Consider the following 21,603-nt stretch of genomic DNA (forward strand, 5'->3'; position numbering starts at 1 on the left):
GGAGCCGTGTTGATCGGCTCAGCCGCCTTCACCGGGACTGCGCGTCCAGCCAGGGCCGGCGTCCTGGTCCGGTCGGGTGTGTTCCCGTGATGCCCATGACTACCGAGTAGAGGCTGGTCTCGGCGGCGATGAAGAGGCGGTTGCGCTTGGCGCCGCCCCAGGAGATGTTGGCCACCGACTGGGGGATGTTCAGCCGCCCGAGCAGCGTGCCGTCAGGGTCGTAGCAGTGCACACCGTCGTCCATCGCAGCGGCCCATAGCCGGTTGGCGTCGTCGAAGCGGAGGTTGTCGAAGCGGGCGTTCTCGCGGGCACCCGCTTCGGCGAAGATCCGGCCCTCGGACAGGGTGCCGTCATCGCGTACGTCGAAGACCCGGATGAAGCCCGCCCGGGTGTCGGAGACGAACAGTTGCCGCTCGTCGTTGGAGAAGACCAAGCCGTTCGGTGCGCCGAAGCAGTCCGCGACGAGCTGCACGGTGCCGGTGGCCGGATCGATGCGGTAGACGTTGTTGGAGCCGATCTCGCTGTGCGCGCGGTAGCCCTCGTAGTCGCTGGTGATGCCGAAATCCGGGTCGGAGAACCAGATCGAACCATCGGATTTCACCGCCGCATCGTTCGGGCTGTTCAGGCGCTTGCCCTGCCATCGGTCAGCTAGCACGGTGATGGTGCCGTCGTGTTCGGTTCGTGTCACTCGGCGGTTGCCCTGTTCGCAAGTGATCAGGCGGCCCTGCTGGTCGACGGTGTTGCCGTTGGTGTGCCCGGCGGAGCGGCGAAAGACGCTGACCGTGCCGGTTTCTTCCTCCCAGCGCAGCATCCGGTCGTTCGGGATGTCGCTCCAGATCACCTGTCGCCAGGCCGGCAGGTAGATCGGCCCCTCTGCCCAGCGGCAGCCGGTATACAGCACCTCCAGCCGGTCGTCACCGTTCATGCACCGCCCGGTACGGAACCTGTCGTCGAACATCTCATACAGTGCCGAGCCATCGCCGTTCATGGAACCGTCCCTTCCCGCCCCCATGGGTTTCCGAACCTCGTTCGGTCTAAAGCCGATACTGTCGTATGCAGTATGGTGTCATCAAGAAATACATGAATGGAGTTCCGTGGATCACATCGATAGAGCGCTGCTGGCGAAGCTCCAAGAGGACGCCACCCAGTCCTACGCCGGGCTGGGGCAGGCGGTCGGTCTCTCCGCCGGCGCGGCCCATGAGCGCGTACGGAAGCTGCGGGAGCGCGGCGTTATCCGGCGGACCACGGTTGAGGTGGACCCGGCCGTGGTGGGCGGCGGCGTCCTGGCTTTCGTCATGATCGACTCGACGTCTTGGATGGGCGACGCGGCGGAGGACTTCGCGGCGCTGCCCGAGATCGTGGAGGCGCACATCATCGCCGGCAGCGCCTCGGTCCTGGTGAAAATCAGGACGGCGACGACCGAACTGCTACAGGACGTGTTGCGCCGGATCTACGCGATCGACGGCGTCAGCGGGACACAGGCCACGGTGGTGCTGGAAACCTTCTTCGAGCGACCTGTCTCGCCGCAGGCGTGACGGGGCTTCACTCCGAACCTTCTCCAGCTGACGAGGCCGAGACCGGTTCGCGAGATGCGGGCAGGCCATTGCCCCGCCCCGGAAACACGCGGGCGAGGGGCGCTTCACTGCTGTATCTTCCCCGTGTCTCGTCGTCTAGCGGCCTAGGATTTCGCTCTCCCCTCGGGGAAGCGAGACGTGGGTTCAAATCCCACCGAGACACCGTGGGGCCGACACCGGCGGCGCACAGACCTTCCCCTTCACCGGCTGGTGCCGCCATGGTGTTCCATGAAGGACCTGCCGAAGCCGCTGCCCCCGGAGGCCCTCGATGAGCGATGCGTTCTACACGCACGCCCGGCTGTACGACCTGATGTTCCCCGGCAGTGGCCCCGGAGCCGACTTCTACCGCGACGCCGCCAACCAGCAGGGCGGCAGCGTACTGGAACTCGGATGCGGCACCGGCCACAAGCTGATCCCGATCGCCGCCGACGGGCACCCGTGCACCGGCCTGGACCTCTCCACCGACATGCTGGCCGAAGCCCGGCGTAAGGCCGGCGACCGCGGCGTGACCGTGCGATGGCTGCGGGGCGACATGCGCGCCTTCGACCTCGGCCGCACCTTCGACTTCGTGTTCATCGCAGCCAACTCGCTGCTGCACCTGCACGAGGCCGGCGACCTGGTGACCTGCTTCCGCACGATCCGCCGGCACCTGGCACCGGGAGGGCGATTCGTCTTCGACGTCTTCAACCCGAACGTACGCCTGCTCGCCCGAGCCGACGGCGTCCGCCGTACCCGGGAGACATTCCCGGACCCCGACCGCGGCATCGTCACCGTCGATGTCGCCGAGACCTACGACGCACACGCACAGGTCACCCGCGGAACGTGGCACCTCTCGACCGACGCCGAACCCGACTTCGTCGTCGCGCCACTCGACATCCGAAGCATCTTCCCGCAGGAACTGCCGCTACTCCTCACCCTCGGCGGCCTACGCCTCATCGAACGCCTCGGCGACTGGTCCGGCCGGCCGTTCGCCGCCGACACCCCGCTCCAACTCTGCGTCTGCGAGGCCGCGTGACCGACACACCGAAGGCCCCCATCGTCACGGCACTGCTGCGCGACGGCAACCGGATCCTGCTCGTGCACCGATCACCCCGGAAACGCTGGTACCCCGACCTCTGGGACATGCCCGGCGGCCACGTGGAACCGGGGGAGCGGCCCACCGCGGCACTCGTACGGGAAATCCACGAGGAACGGCCGGGCAGACACCCACCAGCCGCGGACGGCCCGCCGGCCGGGGCCATCGGACACCCCGCATCGATGATCGGAGATACTTCGGTCGTGGAAGACGACCTCGACCGGATCGAAGCCGCATTCGCCGGCACACCGCTGGCCGGCCTGCCGATCGGGCACGGCCCCTCGGGCACCGTCCTGGTCACCGACATCGACCCCGGCAGCCTGCACGAGGCCTGGCAGGCCGCCGACGCACTCGTACCGGTCCTCGGACGCCTGCCCTTTCTGGTCACCGACGACTTCGACGACACCATCCGGATCCAGCCCGAACCCGCGCCGAGCCCGCCGGAGCCGGAACTGCGGGCGTTCGCCGAGGCCGCCGCGACGTCCGAACCCTGGGCCGCCTACCGGGACCACAACGAAGACGACCAGGTCGGCGAAGGCGAGATCGAGTTCTACACACACGGTACGGGCGGCATCGACCTGACGAACCTGGTCTCCGACGTGCCGCTGCCGGCGCCCGTCCCGGCACTGGAACGAGCCCTGTACGACCGGCTGCTCACCGACGCCGACCTGCACGCCCGCGTACACGACCGGGTGCGGGTCATCGCCCAGACCGAATACTGGTACACCCCCGACAGCGTCATGCTGCTGCTCACACCCACCACCGACGTGCGCACCTCGGCGTACTGGGTGGACTTCTACGGCGCGCTCACCCGCGAATACCAGCAGAAACTCGCCGAAATACTGGCACAGTGGCGGGACCGTTGGGACGCCCGCCTGGTCGCGGCCTGGGGCACCATGCTCCAGTTCCAGGTCGGCTGTCGCCCGTCACCCGGCGATGACGCGTGGACCGCCGCCGGCCAGCTCAAGGCGCTCGCCCCCAACCTCCCACTCAGCCGGTGGGAAGTCGCCGTCGCACTGTCCTCGGGTGACGCCTGGTTCGTACACAACCGTCCGTGAACGGCTGCCGCTCAGATCGGCAACTCGTCGAACGGGACGGCGAGCACGCCGATCCAGTCGCCGGGGGAGGTCACACCGGTGATCGACGGCGCGAACGGCATTTCCAGCACGAGCCGACCAGCGTACGTCCGTGGTCTCGCAGCTCGACGGAACGGCGACGGGTTCGTCCCCGGACATACCCGATTCCGCCTCGCTGCGCGTTCTCGCCGGGTATGCCGGCAGGGTGGCTACCGGTCGATACGATGATCGACTGCCCTGATTCATCGATCGAGAGGGGACGCCACATGGGAGGGACGGTCGAGGGGATCGTCATCATGAGCACCACGCCGCCCGAAGGGCCGCTGCCCTCGGGAGCCGCGGCGGTGCCGCTGGACGTCGAGGGGATCTGGTTCGTCGATCTCACCAACGAGACACGCGCCGCGCTGGGGCTGGATGGCGGCGACCGGCGGGTCGGCGACGGATTCCTGCGGCTGAGCGTGGGCGTCGAGCGTTGGGCCCGCGAGCTGTCCGCCGACGGCGATGTGATGTACGTGTACTCCGAGTTCTTCGGCGGCTGCGGCACGCACGACGTCATCGCCTGGCGCGACGGTGAGATCCTCTTCGGGCCGTGGCTGACCAGCACCGAGGACGACGGGCCACCCCACGTCTGGGTCGATCCCGAGAACATGGCGATCAACCACGGGCTGCGTACCCTCGGCGTGCAGGCCACCGACAAGGTCGACGAGTTCGCGCAGGTGGGGCTCGACCGGTACTGACCGGGGCGCCGCATCAGCCGGCGAGCACCTCCAGCGGGTCGCCGGCTTGCCGGTCCCGTCCGGATGCCTGGTTGAGCCGCTGAACGATGCCGATCCGTACAGTGTTCTCTCCGGTACCGGGAAGGAACGGGATCGACCCATCCGACGACACCGCTGGCGGTCGATGTGCCGGCATTGATCACCTGCGGCGGCAAGACCACCACCGCAGCGGAGACACTGCGGCAGCCGAGTTCCACCTGGCCCCACCGAGCGACCGGACCGGCTGGGCCACCGCGGCCATCCTGGCCGACGTGGCGGCCAACGACGTGATATGGACCACACGATCGGGCGGGTCCGACCTCTCCGTCACAACGGGGATCCGCCCGCCGGGACCGGCTTCGGTGACTACCGTGTAAGGCGTGCCCGATCATCTGGTGACGGTGCTCCTCGGCGGCGACGTGATGACCGGCCGCGGCGTCGACCAGATCCTGGCGCACCCTGGCGACCCGCGACTATGGGAGCGGCATGTCCGGGACGCGCGGACCTACATCGAGTTGGCGGAGGCGGTGAACGGTCCGATCCCGCTCCCGGTCGACGCCGCCTGGCCCTGGGGCGACGCCCTGCCGTTGCTCGACGACATCGCCCCCGATGCGCGGGTGATCAACTTGGAGACGAGCATCACCTGCTGCGACGAACCCGACCCCGTCAAGGGTGTTCACTACCGAATGGCTCCCGCCAACATCGCCTGCCTGACCGCGGTCCGGCCCGATGCCTGCGCCCTGGCCAACAACCATGTACTCGACTTCGGCCTCCCGGGACTCGCCGAGACGCTGACTGCCCTGGTCGCGGCGGAGATCCCGGCGGTGGGCGCGGGCCGTGACGCGGACCTGGCGGAACGATCCACGATGGTCCCGGTGGCTGGTGGCGGCCGAGTCGTGGTCTTCTCCTTCGGCACCCGGTCCAGCGGCATCCCGCAGGACTGGGCCGCCACCGCGGATCGGGCGGGCGTCAACCTCCTGGCAGAGTTGTCCGATGTCGTCGCCAGTGCGGTCGCCGACCAGGTGCAGCGGGTCAAGCGCCCCGGCGACCTCGTCGTGGCCTCGATCCACTGGGGATCCAATTGGGGCTACGAGGTTACTGCCGACCAGGTCGGCTTCGCGCACCGGCTCATCGACGGCGGGGTGGACGTCGTACACGGGCACTCCTCGCACCATCCACGGCCGATCGAGGTCCACCACGGCAAGCTGATCTTGTACGGCTGCGGCGACCTCATCGACGACTACGAGGGCATCAGCGGCTACGAGGAATACCGTGACGATCTACGCCTGCTGTACTTCGCGTCGATCGACCAGGACACCGGCCGCCTGGTCCGGCTGCGCATGGCGCCGATGCAGGCCCGCCGAATGCGCCTGCACCACGCCACCCCTGCTGACGCGGAGCGCCTGCGCTGTGCCCTCGGTCGGATCAGCCGCCCTTTCGGGATGCAGGTGACGCACGCCGATGACGGCATGCTCCACCTGCAGCCGTGACTCACCAGTGACCAACTCACGCCGGAGAGCATCTGGGCCCGGTCAACTCGCCGCGAAACCTGCAATGGGTTCGCGAGATCTCAACCGTCGCGATCTTGGCGGCCTGCGCCCCATTTCAACTTCCTCCCACTCCCGTAGGCGATCCGCTGTGCCATGGACTTCGGCAGCGCTGCGGAGCTTTTGGTTGAGGCGCAGCGCCTGCAACCCTTGATTCGTGGCGGGCACCCGCTCACCCGCCGGGAGGGTTCATCGGGCGAGCGTCGGGGACCCGACCTGGTCGTGAGTGTTTCGCCTTATGACCATGGGTCGTGCAGCAGTCGGCAGCGAGCCATGATCGACGGATGGAGGATGCGAGCGCAGGCTCGTCCCGACCGACGACTTCAGCGAGACGGGGCGCGTATACCTCGAGCTCGCGGATGCAGCGCCGTAGTAGCGTTAGAGTCGCCGGGCATGGGACTCCTTACCTTCAGCCTCAACCTCACCCTGGATGGTTGCGTTGACCATCAAGAGGGGATCGCTGACGACGAGACGCACGCCCTCTTCACCCGCCTCATGGACGAGGCCGGGGCCATGCTGTGGGGTCGCGTCACCTACGAGATGATGGAGAGCTATTGGCCGGCCGTCGCCCGCGGCGACGAGGAGGCTCCGCCGGCCATGCGCGAGTGGGCGGCCAAGCTGGAGGCCAAACCCAAGTACGTGGTGTCGGCGACGCGCAAGGACTTCCCGTGGACCAACAGCCACCACATCGCCGGCGATCTGCGCGAGGGTGTGCAGAGGCTCAAGGACGCGACCCCGGCCGGGGTCCTCCTCGGAAGCGGCAAGCTCGCGACCGAACTCGACCGGCTGGACCTGATCGACGAGTACCAGCTGCTCGTCCATCCCAGGATCGCCGGCCACGGCCCGACGCTTTACCAGGGCGGGCTGCCCGGCACGCGCCAGCTCGAGCTGCTATCGGCGAAGCCGCTCCGCAACGGCGTGGTGGCCATGCACTACCGCCGCGCGCGCTGAATCACCGGCAGCACGGCTGGTTGATCGACATGCTTGAGCTCACCCGCCGACGTCTCCAGGGCGGGACCCGAACTCCTGCACATTGATCATGGAAAACACTCCGTCCCGGCCTCAGGGGAGGCGCCTGTCTGGGCCACGTTTCCGGCTCTGGGCCGAACTGTGTGAATGATCTTGAATGGCGCCCAGACGTCGCGTTGGCCCGAGGAGGCAGGTTGCGCCAAGATCAAGTGGCGGGACGACTTCGCCTAAATTCAATGTGAGGGAAAGATGGCCGGAATTGTAAATGATGATATTTCACCGGCTGTAGAGCGGCTGGAGAGAAGAAGCTACAGAACCTACCTGAGTCGACTCAACGCTTGTCGCCGCCTGGCGCATGCCAACATGGCGTGGAACATCGCTCTTGTTGCATTGTCGACCTCGACGGCTATCGCCTCAGTTGGAATTCTGACCGAGAGAGACATGTACGGCAAGGGTGGCGACGCGCTAATGGTCGCGCTGGCGGTATTCTCTCTGGCGGTGTCGCTCGTGGTTTCCGGTGTTGGGTATGGAACCAGGGCGAAGGCAATGGAAGAAAATTACAAGCGGATCCAGCAAATTTCATTAGCGGCAGAGAACCTTAAGGAGCACGCAGGACCGGATAGACTCGAAAGATACCAAAAATTGCAGGGGGAATATGATGCCGCGATGGCGTCCTCCGAGAACCATAACCAGCAAGACTTTCGGAAAACTCAACCGCCTCCGGTATACTCTGGCGTGGCCCTTTGGGATCGGACTCGCAATTTTTTCACCTGGCTCGGGTCTTTTGTGTTGATGGCATTTCCCTATCTCACTCTGGCCGTCCCTGTCGCGCTTCTGGTGCCGTTCGGCGTCTGGTTCGCCGAAGGTTTCTGACGATGGCCGATGTAATCCAGACGGATGGTTTCGGCTCTTGGCCTCGATCCGTCAGAGGGCACTGCTCCCTGCCTGACCGTTTCGGCTTGAGCGTTTTGTCTGCCTGTGGCGGGTGTGGATCTGCCACGTGACGCTGTGGACGCGCGAGGTCTCCGAAGCTCGGACACGGCCTCTCTGCTGGTAGGTGCAGGGGAGAGGGTCAGGTTGGCAGGGGTAACAGGCTGAGGCGTTGCCGGCAGCGGGTGAACGCCTCGGCCCAGGGCCAGGTATCGGGGACCGACAGGACACGGCGGCGGGCGTGGGCAGCCAGATTCGCGGGTAGGTGCAGCAGCCGGTAGCGCAGCGTGTCGGGTTCGGCGTGAGCGAGATCCGGCTGGTCGTGCAGGGCGACCAGCCTCGTCCAGACGGCCAGATCAGTGGCGATGTTGCAGGCCAGGACCCAGTCGCGGTTGGCCGTCCAGGCTTTCGAAGGCAGCTTGCGCAGGCCCATCGCCTTTCCACAACGGACTTGACCGTAGCGCCAGCCGGTCGGTTTCTCCAGGTCGGTGAGGTTCTTGGCGTGCCGGGCCGAGGGTTTCGTGCGCCGTACCAGCAGCCGCAGCGTGCCGGTCCACGCGTGCAGCCGGTGGTTTAGGCCGGTCAGTTCGGCCACATGCGCACTGTTGGTGGCGGTGCCGTCCTGGTTCAGGCTGTCGGACCACGCCCCGGCGGGCAGCAGCTCGATCGCGGCCTCGTCCGTGTCGGTGATGGTCCAGCCGACGGTGAACTTCACGGTCCGGTCCGCACATTTACGCAGCAGGACCGCACCGGCGTGACCGACCAGACCCTTCCCGCCCGAGCCGACGACCAGCCGCTGATCCCACCCGCTACCCTTTCTCGCCAGAAAGGTGCACCCGATTCTGCTGTGGACATGGTCTAGACGCCCACATCCTTGCAGGTCAGGCACACCTTTCCCTTATCGCCCTCGATGCCGCGCATTCAGCCTGAACAGCCGAGGTTGGCTTGCGAACATCGCCAAATGCGGTGCTCACGGCCAGACGCGGGCACCCCGGCTTCGAAGACGTCGCGGTCACTGTGGACCGGGATGACGCACAGCAGGTGCCCGCCGCCGCCGGACCGCGGCGCGCGGCGTGAGCAGGTAGGCGGCCTTCGTAAGGCCCTTGGCAATCCAAATTTATCGGTAAAGCTGGACTTAGCGTTCCTGGGGCTCTCGCGGCGGCGTTCCCGGCGGGTGGCGCGGTAAGGGCTCAGGGCACGGATGCCGGCGGCGGCCCGACGGATTCGCGCTCGACGAGGGTGACACCCAACACCCGCCGCTCGGAACGCACCGTGGGCCATTGCGCGAGTTGAGCCAGCAGAACCTCCACCGCCGCCCTGGCCTTACCCGGAATATCCTGGTGCAGGGTGGTGATTTCGGGAGTGACGTGCCGGGCCACCTCCAAGTCGTCGAACCCGATGATCGACATCTGGTCCGGCACCGCGCATCCGGCCCGGACGAAGCCCTTGAGCAGGCCCGCGGCGATGATGTCCGCGGTGGCGAAGACCGCCGTGGGTCGCTGCGGTGCCGCCAGTACCTGCTGCGCCACGGCGACGGCCGCGTCGAAGCTTGCATTGCACCGCACCACGTGCTCCGGTCGCAGATCGAGGCCGGCCTCCGCCAGTGCCTGCACGAAACCGGCGTGCCGCTCACGGACCACGCCGGGCTCGTCGAACCGCGGCCCGACGAAGCCGATCCGCCGATGCCCGGCCTCGATCAGGCGGCGGCCGGCGAGGTGCCCTCCGAGCCGGTCTTCGATGCCGACGTTGCTGATGTGCGGCGAGGTGCCGTGGTTGTCGATGAACACCATCGGTGCGTCGTAGGCCGCCTGCAGCGCGGCGACCTCGTCCGCCCGCGTACCCAGGAAGATCGCCCCGTCGACATTCCAGGACCGCAGGCTGTCGGCCGTGGACTCCACGCTCGTCACCGAGTGCGCCATCAGGTAGAGGCCGGCCCTGGTGACATGCGACTCGACCACGCCGAGGAACACCGAGTCGTGCGGGTCCATCAGGGGCTCGGCCCCGCCGGAGTCGCAGCCGGGAAAGGCCAGGGCGACGATGTTCGACCGGCGTGCGCTCAGTGATCGGGCCGTGGCGTTGGGAACGTAACCGAGACGGCCGACGACCTCCATGACCCGGGCGATGGTGGCGGGGGAGACCCGGTCCCGGCGCCCGTTGAGCACGTTGGAGACCGTCATCTTCGAGACCCCGGCCTCCCGGGCGACGTCCTGCAGCGTCGGCATCTCTGGTCCTCTCCGCGCCCTGGTGGCGCTCACCCAGACATCGAACCATCTTGACGTCTGCCGGTCGCTGGGACTAGGTTGCCCAAGTATACCGGTAAATCTATTCGCATTCGAATGACCTTCGGGCATTCCTTCGGGCCGTTGATCCCGCCTTCCAGCAGCGGCTGTAGAGGGCGATGACTCAATTCCTGCGGAGGTTCCATGAAAACCACGCGCACACTGGCCGCTGTCCTGACAACCGCCGTCCTGATGTTGACGGCATGCTCCAGCGAGTCCTCCGACGGTGACGGGGTGAAGGACACCACGGCGGCCAAAGGCCTGCCGATCGTCGGCGAGAATCTGAAGTACGACCCGAACACCCTGGTCAACGACGGGAAACCGATCCATCTCGACTGGTGGGCCTGGGGAAACATCCCGCAGATGCAGGCGTTCGCCGACGCGTACCAGAAGATCCACCCGAACGTCGACATCACCGTCGTCAACCAGCCGTGGGAGGACTACTGGACGAAACTGCCGCTGCAATTACAGGGCAGCAAGGGGCCCGCAATCTTCAATGTCCACAACAGCGAGCACGACAACATCATCAAATACATGGCACCGTACGACGTCCCCCTCGACCAGCTGACGGCGGACTACACCAACGTCAAGCCCCACGTGATCGACGGCAAGGTCTACTACATCGATCTTGGGCTGATGAGCGGGGCCATCTACTACAACAGGGACATGTGGACCAAGGCGGGCCTGACGGACGCCGACATCCCGGCCACCTGGGATCAGTTCCGCGAGGTGGCGAAGAAGCTCACCCTGCGCGACGGTTCGAAGCTCAAGCAGGCCGGGTTCAACTTCAACGCCTCGTTCAGCGCCTTCCAGTCCGGCATGGCCTACCAACTGGGGCAGAACATGTTCGCCGCCGACGGCAAGACACCGACCGTCGACAACCCCGCGAACCTGCAGGTCATCCAGCGCTTCCTGCAGATGTACGCGGACGGCAGCGGTTCGAAGGACTTCGGCACCGAGGCCACCACCAGCTTCGGGCAGGGGCAGACCGCCATGGTCTACGCCTGGGGCTGGTACGAGGGCACGCTGCGCAACGACTTCCCGAAGATCAAGTTCGGAGTCTTCCGCACCCCGGTACCCACCGCGGGCACGACGCCGTACGCCTTCGACCGCTACAACGGCGAGTCGACCCTGGGGATCAACAAGAACGCATCGGCCGACCAGCAGGCGGCCGCCCAGGACTTCCTGAAGTTCTACCTCACCGACAAGACCAACATGAAAGCGCTCAACCTGAGTTACGGCGTCTTTCCGGCGTACAAGCCGCTGGCCGACGACCCCGACATCAAGGCCGACCCCGCGCTGCAGGCCTACGGCGACATCACGCGCTACATCTGGCCGGGCACCATCCCGTCGACCTTCGAGGACAACTTCACGAAGATGTGGCAGGACATCCTCTACAACAAGGTCGACCCGGCCAAGGCGCTCACCGCGGCGCAACAGAAGATCACCACCGATCTGGCGGGCAAGAACTTCCAGTCCGCCGAGCAGTCGTACGCCGCGTACGCGCCCTCGAACTGAGGCCGGTCCCCGAGAGGAGGTGGCCGGACGGCCGGCACGCGCCCCGCGCGGCCCCGTCCGGCCCGGGCCTGATGACCACCACCGAAACCGCGCCCGCTGTGGCACCGCCTGCCGCTGCGCCGCGACGCCGCCGGAGCACCTCGACCGCCCGCGGGGAGCGCCCGCTGCGCCTGGTCGTAGTCACGACGATCATCGTGGCGATCCTCACCCTGGTGGCCTGGCCGATCGTGGCCGCGCTCCTGGGCAGCCTGCACGACTGGAATCCGCTCAACGACACCTACCAGTGGGTCGGCCTGGCGAACTACCGGCGCCTGTTCGCTGACCCGGTGTTCTGGACCTCGTCGGTCAACACCGTCGTCTTCATGACGGGCGCGATCGTCGGCCGGGTCGTCCTCGGCCTGGCCCTCGCCTACGCCGTCCACTCCCGGCTGACCCGCACCAAGACATTGTTCCGCACCCTGTTCTACCTGCCCACCGTCACCCCACTGGTCGCAGTGGCGTACGTGTGGCGGCTGATGTACAACCCGCAGTTCGGCGCGGTGAACTCGTTCCTCGGCCTCGACGTCAACTGGCTCTACGACAGCCGGTTCGCGCTGCCCGCCGTCATGGTGATGACCATCTGGAAGGACTTCGGGTTCGCGGTCATCCTCTACCTCGCCGGGTTGTACGCCCTGCCCGCGGACGTGCTGGAGGCGGCCGACGTGGACGGCGCCGGGGCCTGGGCCCGGTTCCGCCGGGTGATCTGGCCGATGCTGCGCCCGACGACCCTGTTCGTCGTCGTCACGTCGATCATCGGGTACCTGCAGGCGTTCGTCCAGGTCTTCGTCCTGACAGCCGGCGGTCCGGGCGATGCGACCAGCCTGATCTCGTACCTCATCTATCAGGAGGCATTCGAGAACTACAACTTCGGGTACGCCTCGGCGGCCGCGTTCGTGCTGTTCGTCGGCACCGCGGTGCTGACCATGCTGTGGTACCGGGCGCAGACCGGCCCGCTACGCGGAAAGGCACACTGATGCGTCTCAGGATCACCGCCATCTGCCTGAACGTGGGACTGCTGGCCATCGCCGCCGTCACGATCTTCCCGTTCGTGTGGATGCTGTTGTCGAGCTTCAAGCACGCCGACGAGATCGCCGCGGTCGATCAGCACCTGATGCCGCGCGTCTGGACACTGGCGAACTACCGGTCGATACAGGAGCACTTCGACGTGGTTCGGCTGTTCGGCAACTCGCTGCTGCTCGCGGTGGTGATCACCGCGATCGCCGTCTACACCAGCCTGCTCGGTGGGTACGTGTTCGGGAAGTACCGTTTCCGGGGGCGCGGCCTGCTGTTCTCGGTGGTCCTGGCGACCACGATGATCCCCTGGGCCGTCGTCCTGATTCCCCGTTACACGATGTTCACCGACGCCGGACTGCAGGACAGCTACGCGTCGATCATCATTCCGGCCGCGATCAGTTCCTTCGGCATCTTCATGATGCGCCAGAGCATGGACAACGTGCCGGACGAGATCCTCGAGGCCGCCCGGATCGACGGCGCCTCCGAGCTGTACGTCTTCCACCGCATCGTCGCCCCGTTGAGCGTCAATGCGATCTCGGCGCTGGCCATCTTCCAGTTCCTGTGGGTCTGGGAGGACTACCTGTGGCCGTACCTGATGATCAGTTCGCCGTCCAAACAGGTGCTCGCGGTAGGCCTGACCACGTTCAGCGGGCAGTACAGCACCGATTACGGCGGTCTGTTCGCGGCGACGACGGTGTCGATCATTCCCGTCGTCATCGTCTACGTGATCTTCCAGAGGCGTTTTGTCGCGGGGGCGGCCAGCGCCGCCGTCAAGGGTTGAGTCCACCGTCGAAAGGCCAGGCGTGTCCGACGCTCAGTACTTCCGCAATTTCACGCGTGTCGACTCCGTCGAGAAGACCGCACAGGGATTGTCGGCCGAATTGCACGGAGAGCGACTGCGGGTCGACGTCGTGCGTGCGGACGTCGTGCGGTTCGCGATCAGCCGGGGCGGCGTCTTCGACGATGATCTCTCCCACGCGGTGTGCGTGGATCCGTTGGCGGCCGAGGTGCCGTTCACGGTGGAGGAGACGACCGGGGCCGATGGCCGTGTCGTGCGGTTGCGAACGTCGGGGTTGGTGGTCACGCTGGGAACGGCGCCGTTCCGGTTGGACGTGCACCGCCCGGACGGTTCGCCGGTAGCGGTCGGTGCCGACGGGGCGTACGCGATGTTGAACGACGCATTCGTCATACGCCGCAGGTGCCGCGGTGCTGACGCGATCTACGGTCTGGGGGAGAAGACCGGCCGGCTGAACCGGCGCGGGCGTGATTTCGTTCTGTGGAACGTCGACGTACTGGATCCGCGTGCCTCGGGTGAGTTCGCCGCGGCGCGGGTGGAGAGGGATCCGCGGGCGGACCCGACGAGTACGGAGTTCGACCCGTATTACGTCTCCATTCCGTTCTTCTATCACCTGGACGCCGCTTCGGGGGCGATGGCCGGCTCGTTCATCGACAATCCTCATCGTGCCCACTACGACTTCTCCGTTTCGGGGGAGTATTCGATCCGGTTCGACGGCGGCCAGTATGTGGAGTACGTCTTCGCCGGTCCTCGAATGCCGGACATCCTGGCGGCCTACACGTGGTTGACCGGACGGATCCCGATCCCCCCGGTGTGGTCGCTGGGATATCAGCAGTGCCGGTGGTTCGCCTACACCCAGGCCGACGTCGAGGCTCTGGCTCGCCGGCACCGCCAGGAGGAGATCCCCTGCGACGGCTTGTGGCTGGACATCGAGCACATGGATGGTTATCGGGTGTTCACCTGGGATCCGAAGCGGTTCCCCGACCCGGCGGCGATGTTGAGCAGGCTGGCGGAGGCCGGGTACCGCTTGGTCACCATCGTGGACCCGGGAATCAAGCACGATCCCGGGTACCGGGTCTTCGACGAGGCGGCGGAGGCTGACCTGTTGTGCCGGACCGAGGGAGGAGGGTTGTTCCTCGGCCAGGTGTGGCCCGGCGACACGGCGTTCCCCGACTTCACTCTGCCGGAGACCAGGAAGTGGTGGGGACGGCTGAACGCCGAGCATGTCCGTTCGGGAGTGGCGGGGATCTGGAACGACATGAACGAGCCGGCCACCGGGGCGATCGACCCGCGGGCGATGCGGTTCGGTCGTGGTCGGCACTCGCATGAGCGGTTCCACAACCAGTACGCGCTGTTGATGGCGATGGCGACCGTGGAGGGCATACGTGCGGCATGCCCGGACCGGCGTCCGTTCGTGTTGTCGCGGGCCGGGTCGGCCGGGATTCAGCGGTACGCCGCGAACTGGATGGGTGACAACCTGTCCCGGTGGGATCATCTGGCGATGAGCATGCCGATGGCCGCGGGGTTGGGGTTGAGCGGCCAGGCGTTCGTCGGGGCCGACGTCGGCGGGTTCATGGGCGACGCGAACGCCGAACTGTTCCTGCGGTGGATGCAGTACGGAGTGTTGACGCCGTTCTGCCGCAACCATTCGGCGATCGTGCATGTCGATCAGTACGCCTGGTCGTTCGGGCCGATGGTGGCGAACCTGGTCGGCGAGGCGATCCGGTTGCGGTACCGGCTGATCCCGTACCTGTACACGGCGTTCGTGGAGTCGAGCCGGACGGGCGCGCCGGTACAGCGACCATTGGTGTTCGACCATCAGGACGACCCACTGGCCCGGGATGTGGACGACGAGTACCTGTTCGGTCCGGACCTGCTGGTCGCGCCGGTCACGGCCGCCGGGGCGACCGCACGGCGGGTGTACCTGCCGGCGGGTACGTGGGTCGAATGGTATGACGGGACAGTCCTGACGGGGCCGGGGTTCGTGACCGCGGCGACACCGATGGAGCGGATCCCGCTGTACGCGCGGGGCGGCGCGGTGATCCCGATGTGGCCGCAGGCCCCCGACCACGCCGACGGGTACCAGCCTCGCAGCACTGACCTGCACGTGGTGGTACCGGCCGAAGACGGCACGCACACCTCGCTGCTGGTCGAGGATGACGGCGTCACCACCGCGGCCGAGAGCGGGGCCTTCCGGCGTACGGTCCTCACTCTGACTCGGACCGGATGCACAGTGACCGTGGCGGCTCGCACCAGCGGGGACGGCTACCCGGAGTTCGTCCGCGACGAATTCGTCCTGGTGATCCGCGGCGCGCACCCGCACGAGGTCCGGGTCGACGGCGTCGACCACCGTGTGACCGACGCACGGGTGCGGTTCAGCAACCAGGGCGGCGACTTCGATGCCACATTCACGGTCTGACCGATCGCGCGGAGCCAGTTCGTCGGCACGTCGCCGGGGCCCCCAACGCCTGGGGTAGAGCTATCGGGTGGTCGCGCAGACCGCGCTGCTCACGATGAACCGCGAGTCCACGGCCGTCGGTCCAGCTCCGCGTGCAACGCCTCGGCGAACGCGGCCGGGTGGTCGAGGAAGCCGGTGTGTTCGCCGGGGTAGTCGGCCGGCGTGGCCCCGAGCTCCTCGGCCAGCGCCACGGACGTGCGGCAGGTCAACAACTTGTGCGACTCGACGCCGAGCCCGATCACGACTCGGACCGGACCGGCGGCGAGGGCCGCGATGTCCAGCAGGTAGCTCGTGGTGTGCCACAGCTCGTGGCCGAAGAACCGGGTGCCGTCGGCGAGATCCTGCTCCGACGGTTCGTACTCGCCGGCATCCTCGCCGGGGTGCTCGGCGTCGTAACCGGCCTGCTCCATGAACCGCTGCCACGCCGCACCCAGCCCGTCGCGGTGGAACGCCTCGACCGCGTCCTCGACCGCGGCCAGCTGCGCCGTCGCGTCCGGCAGCAGCCGCAGCAGGGGCGGCTCGTGCGCCACCAGGGTCCGCAGCCGTCCCGGTTGCCGCACGGCCAGTGCCAGCCCGGTCAGCGCTCCGCCGCTGGTGCCGAACATGTCGGCCGAGTCGGCCTCGAGTTCGTCCAGCAGCGCGGCTACGTCGTCGGCGCGCAGGTCGGGCGTGGAGTCTTGGGCCGGGTCGTCCAGCCGGCTGCGCCCGATGCCGCGCGGGTCATGGGTGACGACGGTGTACCGGTTCGCCAGCGCGTCGGCCATTGGCGCGAACACGTCGGCGCCCATCGGCGAGGCCGCCAGCAGCAGCAGTGGTCCGGTGCCGCGCACCTCGTAGTACAGCCGTCCACCGGGCACGGCCAGGGTTCGAGTTGTGGTGGTCATTGTGCGGATCCCTTCGTATCGACGAGCTGTTCCTGCAGGACCGGTCGGGTTCGCGGGTCTCGTTGGGTGTGCGGGACTGGTCGGTGTGGCAGGACCGGCCGGCGCCGTGTGCCCGCGGGCGGCCGGTGGCCTGGCATGGTCGCGGCGAGCACCGCGGGCGCGCCGACGGAGATCGCGACCACCAGTGCGGCCGGAATGAGCAGCGCGACCGGCAGGGACGCGCGGGCGGCGACGAACCCCAGAAGGGCCGGTGCGACCAGCCCGCCGCCGTAGCTGATCGTGGTGACGGTCGACAGCTGCCGCGCCGGACCGCCGCCGGCGCCGAGAACGCTGGCGACCACCGGCCATACGACCGCGACCCCGGCGCCGGTCAGCGCCCAGCCGGCCAGTGCGCAGCCGGCCTGCGCCGACCCGTCGATGTGGAGCTCGCCGGTCAGGAGCACCAGGCCGAATCCGGCGGTGGCGGTGCAGCCGGCAAGCCGGATCGTGCGGCCGACGCCGAGCCGCGACCGGGCCGCGTCACCGACGAAGCGGACGGCGGTCATCGCGGCGAGGAACAGCGTGTACGCGAGTGAACCGGTGGCGGCGTCGGCGCTGAGCACCCGGGTGGCGTGGAATCCGGCCCAGTCCGTGGCGGCCGCCTCGGCGACGAACGCGGCGGCACCGAGCAGCCCGAGCGCGACGAGGAGCGCCGGCCGGATCGGCACGGGATCCGCCTTACCGGCGTGAGTGCCCGCCTCCGGAGTCCGCGACGTCGACGCCTCAACGAGCCCACGGCCGGCCGCGGCCATCCCCGTTGCCAGCGTCACCGCTCCAGCCACCAGGAGTACCCGCACGCCCGCACCGGCCCACTGCCCGGTGGCCACGGCCCCACCACCGGCGACCGCACCGAGCGTCCAGATCCCGTGCATCGTGGCCATCACCGGCCGGCCGGCTGCGCGCTCCACTGCCACCGCCTGCACGGTCAACGCGACGTTGAGCACGCCGAGCAGCATGCCCAGGCCGATGGCGGAGATCGCGAGCGTCCCGGCCGAGCCGGCCAGCGCCGGACCCGCCAGTGCCAGCGCCGCGGCAGGTGCGCTCAGCCGAAGCAGCCGCCGCCCGGTCCACCGGTCGGCCAGCCTGCCGGCGACCGGCATGGCCACGAGCGCACCGACGGCGAGGGCCATGAGGATCGCGCCGAGCCGGGCCGCGCCGAGGTCGAGCCGGGCGTCGAACGCGGGCAGCGACGCGCCCCAGAACGCGGTCAGCGCACCCGCCGCCGCATACTGCAGCGCCACCGCGCCTCGTGCGCCCATCGCGAACCACCTCGATCGCCGTAGTCGGTGATCCGATCGTGGCCCCGCCTGCGGTCCGAACTCCAACACCTGTTGGGGGCCCATTGACGCGCTGTGTGTGTGAATCGAGTACAACGGACGTGTGCCCGAGGATCTCGACATCCGGCTGTTGCGCCACTTCATCGTGGTGGCGGAGGAACTGCACTTCGGCCGCGCAGCGCAGCGGCTTTTCCTGGCGCAGCAGGCGCTCAGCCGCGACGTCCGGCGGCTGGAGGACCGGGCCGGGGTGCGCCTGCTGGATCGGACCACCCGGCGGGTCGTGCTGACTCCGGCCGGGCAGACGCTGCTGCGCCGGGCGCGGGAACTGCTCGCGCTGCACGACACCACGCTGCGCGAACTGCACCGTGAGCCGCGCTCGTTGACCGTCGATGTCGTCGGCGCCGGACTCACCCCGGCCCTCGTCCTGGCGGCGGCCCGGCGCCGCCACCCGCAGGTGGAGTACTTCGCCCGCTTCCACACCGGCACCGACGACGCGGTGCCCCTGCTGCTCGCCGAGCGCCTCGACGTCACCTTCGGTCGGATCCCGCACCACACCGACGGGCTGAGGCACCGGCCGGTCCGCCACGAGCCGCTCGCTGTGCTGCTGCCCGCGGACCATCCGCTCACCGCGCACGACGCCGTCCCGCTCCGCGCACTGCGCGGCGCCGGCGTGTGCTTCCGCGCCGGCAGCCACGCCACTCCCGGCTGGGAACACGCGATGCTGCAGTTGCTCGCCCCGTTCGGCATCGACGCGGCCGGCGCCCACCCGCACGTCCACGGCATCGATGAGCTGGCCCAGCATCTGGTCGGCCGTAACGGCCCGATCCTGGTGATGAGCACCCAACCCGCCGTGCCCGGCGGGGTGCTGCGCCCGATCATCGATCCGGTCCCGCTGTTCCCGTGGGCGATGATCTGGCGCGCCGACGCCGACCACCCCGGGCTGCACGCCCTGCACGCGGCGGTGGACGAACTGACCCCCGGCTGGCCCACCGTGCCGGCGGATCCGGACACGACCTGGCTGCCGGCGCCGGAGTCGGGGTCGGGGTCGGGGTCGACCTGACCCTCGTCGAGCCGGGCGGGGCGCGCACCGAGTTCCGTTACGGCAGCGCCCCGACGGCCCAGCTCATGACCGAGTACGACCACACCCCGGCGTACGCCTTCCAGCCGATGCTGGACCCGGCGAACGGCCTCGCGCCCGGTCGGCCCGCTACCGGAATGCGGGCCAGTGCTCCGGCCTTTCAGGCCGGGGGTGAAGGCCCGCGCTGGGAGGGCCGCCAAGGCCCGGGCAGTGCCTCGACCGGGACGGTTCTGCTGCTCGATGTACTGCAGCCGTCGTGAGGAGACACCTTTGAGGCTGTTGACCAGCCGGGCGACGGTCGTCTTGGGCGGGAGGTCGACCAGGAGGCGGGCGTGGTTGTTCTCGCTGTTGAACTCGATCACCTCGGGCTCGAAGTCGGCGCACACGTCCCGCATGATCTGTTCCGTCCGGGTCAGGTGCCGGTCAGTGAACACGTTGTGCCGGAACCGAACATCGTGCAATACAGCTGAGCCGTCGCCGCCGCTGCCCTAATCGCGGCCCAAGGCCAAGGTGGCTTCCCCGTCGACTCCGGTCACGGCCCGCTCACACCCATGCCCCACACAAGCCGCGGCTCCAAGCCCGCCATCATCGGAACAACATGGACTATTGGCAACGGACTGCAGGTGCTCGGGGAGATCCACTTCAAGGACGTGGTCGAGCCGGCCTTGACATCACCATCGCTCGTGCCTAGACCCGGTGCGGGTGACCTTGTCGCTAGCAATCTTGTCCAGTGCCTACTCTCTTATGCATGGGAACTCGAAAGCCGAAGCTGGTCGGCAGTCATGAAATTCGGGTGCGGCTGGGTTGGCTCAGCCGTCAGCGGGTGTATCAGATCACGAACCGGGCCGATTTCCCGCGCCCGGTCGCCGAACTCGGTCAGGGCAAGATCTGGCTGGCCGCCGAGGTCGAGGCATGGTGCGCCCAACGAGAGGCCTCCGGAGTTCGGCAGAAGAAACGAACGTGAAGATCACCGCTCGGGGAGGCGGGAAACAACGGTTCAGCCCGCTGGGGAAGCGCATGCGCCTCCCCAGCACGCTGATCGGCCAAGAGGGACGGCGATGATCCAAAACGATCAGACTTCGGGTACGGGGAACTCGCCCTTGGTGACGCCGTCGAGGAAGCAGTCCCACTCGTCGGCGCCGAAGATCGGCGGTTTCCGGCCCGGGTCCCGTGAATCGCGGATGGCCACGTAGCCGCCGACTTGAGCGAACTCGACGCACCCGCCGTTGTTGCCCGGCTTTGTAGACTCCCGCCACTGTGCGTCGATGGCCAGGTCGGCGCGCATGTGGTCGGCGATCGCCCAGCCGGCGAGGCGGCGGGAGTGCAGATCGACGGCCGGCTGTTGGCCACGGCGGCTTTGGCCGATTTCACCGCCGTCTGCGTCCTGGTTCGCGGCACCGCGGTCGGCAGGTCGGCGACAGCACGCCAATTCCGGACCGTGTCGTGAAGGTGGCATGGTCCGGTGAAACCCGTCGCCAGCGACGCTGTGGATGTCCTTGATGTTAGGAACCCGTAAGGTCTGACGAATGGGGTGGGAGGCACTCGGGCAGTGGGGTGAGGACGCCGTTCGTATCGAGCCGCTCGCTGGGGGAGTCGCCAACGATGTGTGGAGCGTGCGCGTCGGCGGGCACCTCGCGGTCGGTCGTCTCGGCGGCCGGAGCGACGCCGATCTCGCATGGGAGACGGCGCTTCTTCAACACCTCGACCGTGCAGGCCTGACCGTGCCGGCGCCGACCCCAACCCCGGCAACATCCGGATTACCGCGGATCACGTCGGGCTGATCGACTGGGATGAGGCACACGTCGACGTGCCCGACCTCGACCTCGTGCTGCCGGGTAACGCCGCCGGCCTCGACGACGACGCGTACGACATCGCCGCGCAAGCCGAGGCCGCCTGGGAGGCCGCCGTCTGCTGGGAGGACGATTACTCGGTCAAGCGGCTCGCCGAAGTTCGACCGGTCTGACGACGCATTCGAAGAGCATTGGGCGAGATGAGTACGGCGAACCGGAACCGGATCTCCGCCGCTACCCGCCCTGCGCGCCGTCCCCGCGCCCATGACCGGTCTCCGCGCCGCATTCGTCCCGCACATTCCGCTCACGGACCGCTATCCGGGCAGCAGCATGCGTCCCTCATCGTCGTGTTCGACCGGGATGACCTTGCCGACCGCGCTGGCCGGCACCCGCCCTGTAGATGCGTGGGCATTTCTCGGCACCCGGCACCGGGGATTCGTACTCGACGGGCGCCGAGGCATTCGCTGCCGATGACCAGCACCATCATGTCGTGTTGACCGAGCGG

The 21,603-nt window shown here is 67.9% G+C and carries 21 protein-coding genes and 1 pseudogene; 15 read left to right on the plus strand and 7 right to left on the minus strand.

The features are described 5' to 3' along the window. Nucleotides 1-28 precede the first annotated feature (28 nt). Complete coding sequence (locus tag KZ829_RS06545; protein ID WP_246635211.1) at nt 29-988, minus strand: SMP-30/gluconolactonase/LRE family protein; 960 nt, start codon at nt 986-988, stop codon at nt 29-31. Between the two features lie 106 nt (nt 989-1,094). Here KZ829_RS06545 and KZ829_RS06550 point away from each other — a divergent pair, with 106 nt between their 5' ends. The 7 genes from KZ829_RS06550 (at nt 1,095) to KZ829_RS06580 (ending at nt 7,869) form a co-directional block, all read left to right on the plus strand. Next, nucleotides 1,095-1,535, plus strand: a complete 441-nt coding sequence (locus KZ829_RS06550; protein WP_308285362.1) for an Lrp/AsnC family transcriptional regulator — start codon at nt 1,095-1,097, stop codon at nt 1,533-1,535. Nucleotides 1,536-1,842: 307 nt separating this feature from the next. Further along, nucleotides 1,843-2,589 (plus strand): class I SAM-dependent methyltransferase, encoded by a 747-nt coding sequence (locus tag KZ829_RS06555; protein WP_220142943.1) that lies wholly within the window; start codon nt 1,843-1,845, stop codon nt 2,587-2,589. Then, nucleotides 2,586-3,707: an NUDIX domain-containing protein gene (locus tag KZ829_RS42735; protein ID WP_308285363.1), complete on the plus strand. Its 1,122-nt coding sequence runs from the start codon at nt 2,586-2,588 to the stop codon at nt 3,705-3,707. The genes KZ829_RS06555 and KZ829_RS42735 overlap by 4 nt, the downstream gene beginning before the upstream one ends. Nucleotides 3,708-4,021: 314 nt before the next feature. Further along, nucleotides 4,022-4,462 (plus strand): hypothetical protein, encoded by a 441-nt coding sequence (locus KZ829_RS06565; protein ID WP_220142944.1) that lies wholly within the window; start codon nt 4,022-4,024, stop codon nt 4,460-4,462. A gap of 398 nt (nt 4,463-4,860) precedes the next feature. Continuing rightward, the gene (locus KZ829_RS06570) at nt 4,861-5,970 is read left to right on the plus strand and encodes a CapA family protein (RefSeq protein WP_220142945.1); all 1,110 of its coding nucleotides are present in this window, start codon (nt 4,861-4,863) and stop codon (nt 5,968-5,970) included. Between the two features lie 450 nt (nt 5,971-6,420). Beyond that, nucleotides 6,421-6,978: a dihydrofolate reductase family protein gene (locus KZ829_RS06575; RefSeq protein ID WP_220142946.1), complete on the plus strand. Its 558-nt coding sequence runs from the start codon at nt 6,421-6,423 to the stop codon at nt 6,976-6,978. A gap of 267 nt (nt 6,979-7,245) precedes the next feature. Beyond that, a complete protein-coding gene (locus tag KZ829_RS06580; protein WP_220142947.1) occupies nt 7,246-7,869 on the plus strand; it encodes an SLATT domain-containing protein in 624 nt (207 codons plus the stop codon). A 199-nt stretch (nt 7,870-8,068) separates the two neighbouring features. Here the strand turns inward: KZ829_RS06580 and KZ829_RS06585 are convergent, their stop codons facing one another. Both KZ829_RS06585 and KZ829_RS06590 read right to left on the minus strand, forming a co-directional pair. Continuing rightward, nucleotides 8,069-8,641 (minus strand): transposase, encoded by a 573-nt coding sequence (locus KZ829_RS06585; protein ID WP_220142948.1) that lies wholly within the window; start codon nt 8,639-8,641, stop codon nt 8,069-8,071. 475 nt (nt 8,642-9,116) lie between these two features. Continuing rightward, complete coding sequence (locus KZ829_RS06590) at nt 9,117-10,148, minus strand: LacI family DNA-binding transcriptional regulator (protein WP_220142949.1); 1,032 nt, start codon at nt 10,146-10,148, stop codon at nt 9,117-9,119. Between the two features lie 201 nt (nt 10,149-10,349). Here KZ829_RS06590 and KZ829_RS06595 point away from each other — a divergent pair, with 201 nt between their 5' ends. The 4 genes from KZ829_RS06595 to KZ829_RS06610 all read left to right on the plus strand — a co-directional run bounded on the left by KZ829_RS06595 (nt 10,350) and on the right by KZ829_RS06610 (nt 15,991). Further along, the gene (locus KZ829_RS06595) at nt 10,350-11,723 is read left to right on the plus strand and encodes an ABC transporter substrate-binding protein (RefSeq protein ID WP_220142950.1); all 1,374 of its coding nucleotides are present in this window, start codon (nt 10,350-10,352) and stop codon (nt 11,721-11,723) included. A gap of 71 nt (nt 11,724-11,794) precedes the next feature. Further along, complete coding sequence (locus KZ829_RS06600) at nt 11,795-12,736, plus strand: carbohydrate ABC transporter permease (RefSeq protein ID WP_220142951.1); 942 nt, start codon at nt 11,795-11,797, stop codon at nt 12,734-12,736. Then, nucleotides 12,736-13,557: a carbohydrate ABC transporter permease gene (locus KZ829_RS06605; RefSeq protein WP_220142952.1), complete on the plus strand. Its 822-nt coding sequence runs from the start codon at nt 12,736-12,738 to the stop codon at nt 13,555-13,557. Before KZ829_RS06600 ends, KZ829_RS06605 begins: the two co-directional genes overlap by 1 nt. Before the next feature lie 22 nt (nt 13,558-13,579). Then, nucleotides 13,580-15,991, plus strand: a complete 2,412-nt coding sequence (locus tag KZ829_RS06610) for a glycoside hydrolase family 31 protein (RefSeq protein WP_220142953.1) — start codon at nt 13,580-13,582, stop codon at nt 15,989-15,991. Nucleotides 15,992-16,080: 89 nt separating this feature from the next. Here KZ829_RS06610 and KZ829_RS06615 read toward each other — a convergent pair whose 3' ends face one another. After that, on the minus strand, nt 16,081-16,914 hold the full coding sequence (locus KZ829_RS06615; protein WP_220142954.1) for an alpha/beta fold hydrolase: 834 nt from the start codon (nt 16,912-16,914) through the stop codon (nt 16,081-16,083). Further along, nucleotides 16,911-18,212 (minus strand): MFS transporter, encoded by a 1,302-nt coding sequence (locus KZ829_RS06620; RefSeq protein ID WP_220143321.1) that lies wholly within the window; start codon nt 18,210-18,212, stop codon nt 16,911-16,913. The genes KZ829_RS06615 and KZ829_RS06620 overlap by 4 nt, the downstream gene beginning before the upstream one ends. A 121-nt stretch (nt 18,213-18,333) precedes the next feature. Between KZ829_RS06620 and KZ829_RS06625 the strand changes: the two genes are divergently transcribed. Together KZ829_RS06625 and KZ829_RS06630 are read left to right on the plus strand one after the other, a co-directional pair. Then, complete coding sequence (locus tag KZ829_RS06625) at nt 18,334-19,290, plus strand: LysR family transcriptional regulator (RefSeq protein WP_220142955.1); 957 nt, start codon at nt 18,334-18,336, stop codon at nt 19,288-19,290. A gap of 65 nt (nt 19,291-19,355) precedes the next feature. Then, nucleotides 19,356-19,568: a hypothetical protein gene (locus tag KZ829_RS06630; RefSeq protein WP_220142956.1), complete on the plus strand. Its 213-nt coding sequence runs from the start codon at nt 19,356-19,358 to the stop codon at nt 19,566-19,568. A gap of 42 nt (nt 19,569-19,610) precedes the next feature. On the opposite strand, the pseudogene KZ829_RS44820 reads toward KZ829_RS06630, so the two are convergent. Then, nucleotides 19,611-19,703, minus strand: a pseudogene (locus tag KZ829_RS44820) (IS200/IS605 family transposase); the annotation flags it as partial. Nucleotides 19,704-20,056: 353 nt separating this feature from the next. Between KZ829_RS44820 and KZ829_RS06640 the strand changes: the two are divergent. Further along, nucleotides 20,057-20,272, plus strand: coding sequence for a helix-turn-helix transcriptional regulator (locus tag KZ829_RS06640; protein WP_220142957.1), 216 nt, complete (start codon nt 20,057-20,059; stop codon nt 20,270-20,272). A 108-nt stretch (nt 20,273-20,380) separates the two neighbouring features. Here the strand turns inward: KZ829_RS06640 and KZ829_RS06645 are convergent, their stop codons facing one another. Next, the gene (locus KZ829_RS06645) at nt 20,381-20,593 is read right to left on the minus strand and encodes a DUF397 domain-containing protein (protein ID WP_220142958.1); all 213 of its coding nucleotides are present in this window, start codon (nt 20,591-20,593) and stop codon (nt 20,381-20,383) included. A 390-nt stretch (nt 20,594-20,983) separates the two neighbouring features. Between KZ829_RS06645 and KZ829_RS06650 the strand changes: the two genes are divergently transcribed. Beyond that, nucleotides 20,984-21,271: a hypothetical protein gene (locus KZ829_RS06650; RefSeq protein WP_246635212.1), complete on the plus strand. Its 288-nt coding sequence runs from the start codon at nt 20,984-20,986 to the stop codon at nt 21,269-21,271. Nucleotides 21,272-21,603 lie beyond the last annotated feature (332 nt).

This window comes from Actinoplanes hulinensis, assembly GCF_019429605.1.
GTDB lineage: Bacteria > Actinomycetota > Actinomycetes > Mycobacteriales > Micromonosporaceae > Actinoplanes > Actinoplanes campanulatus.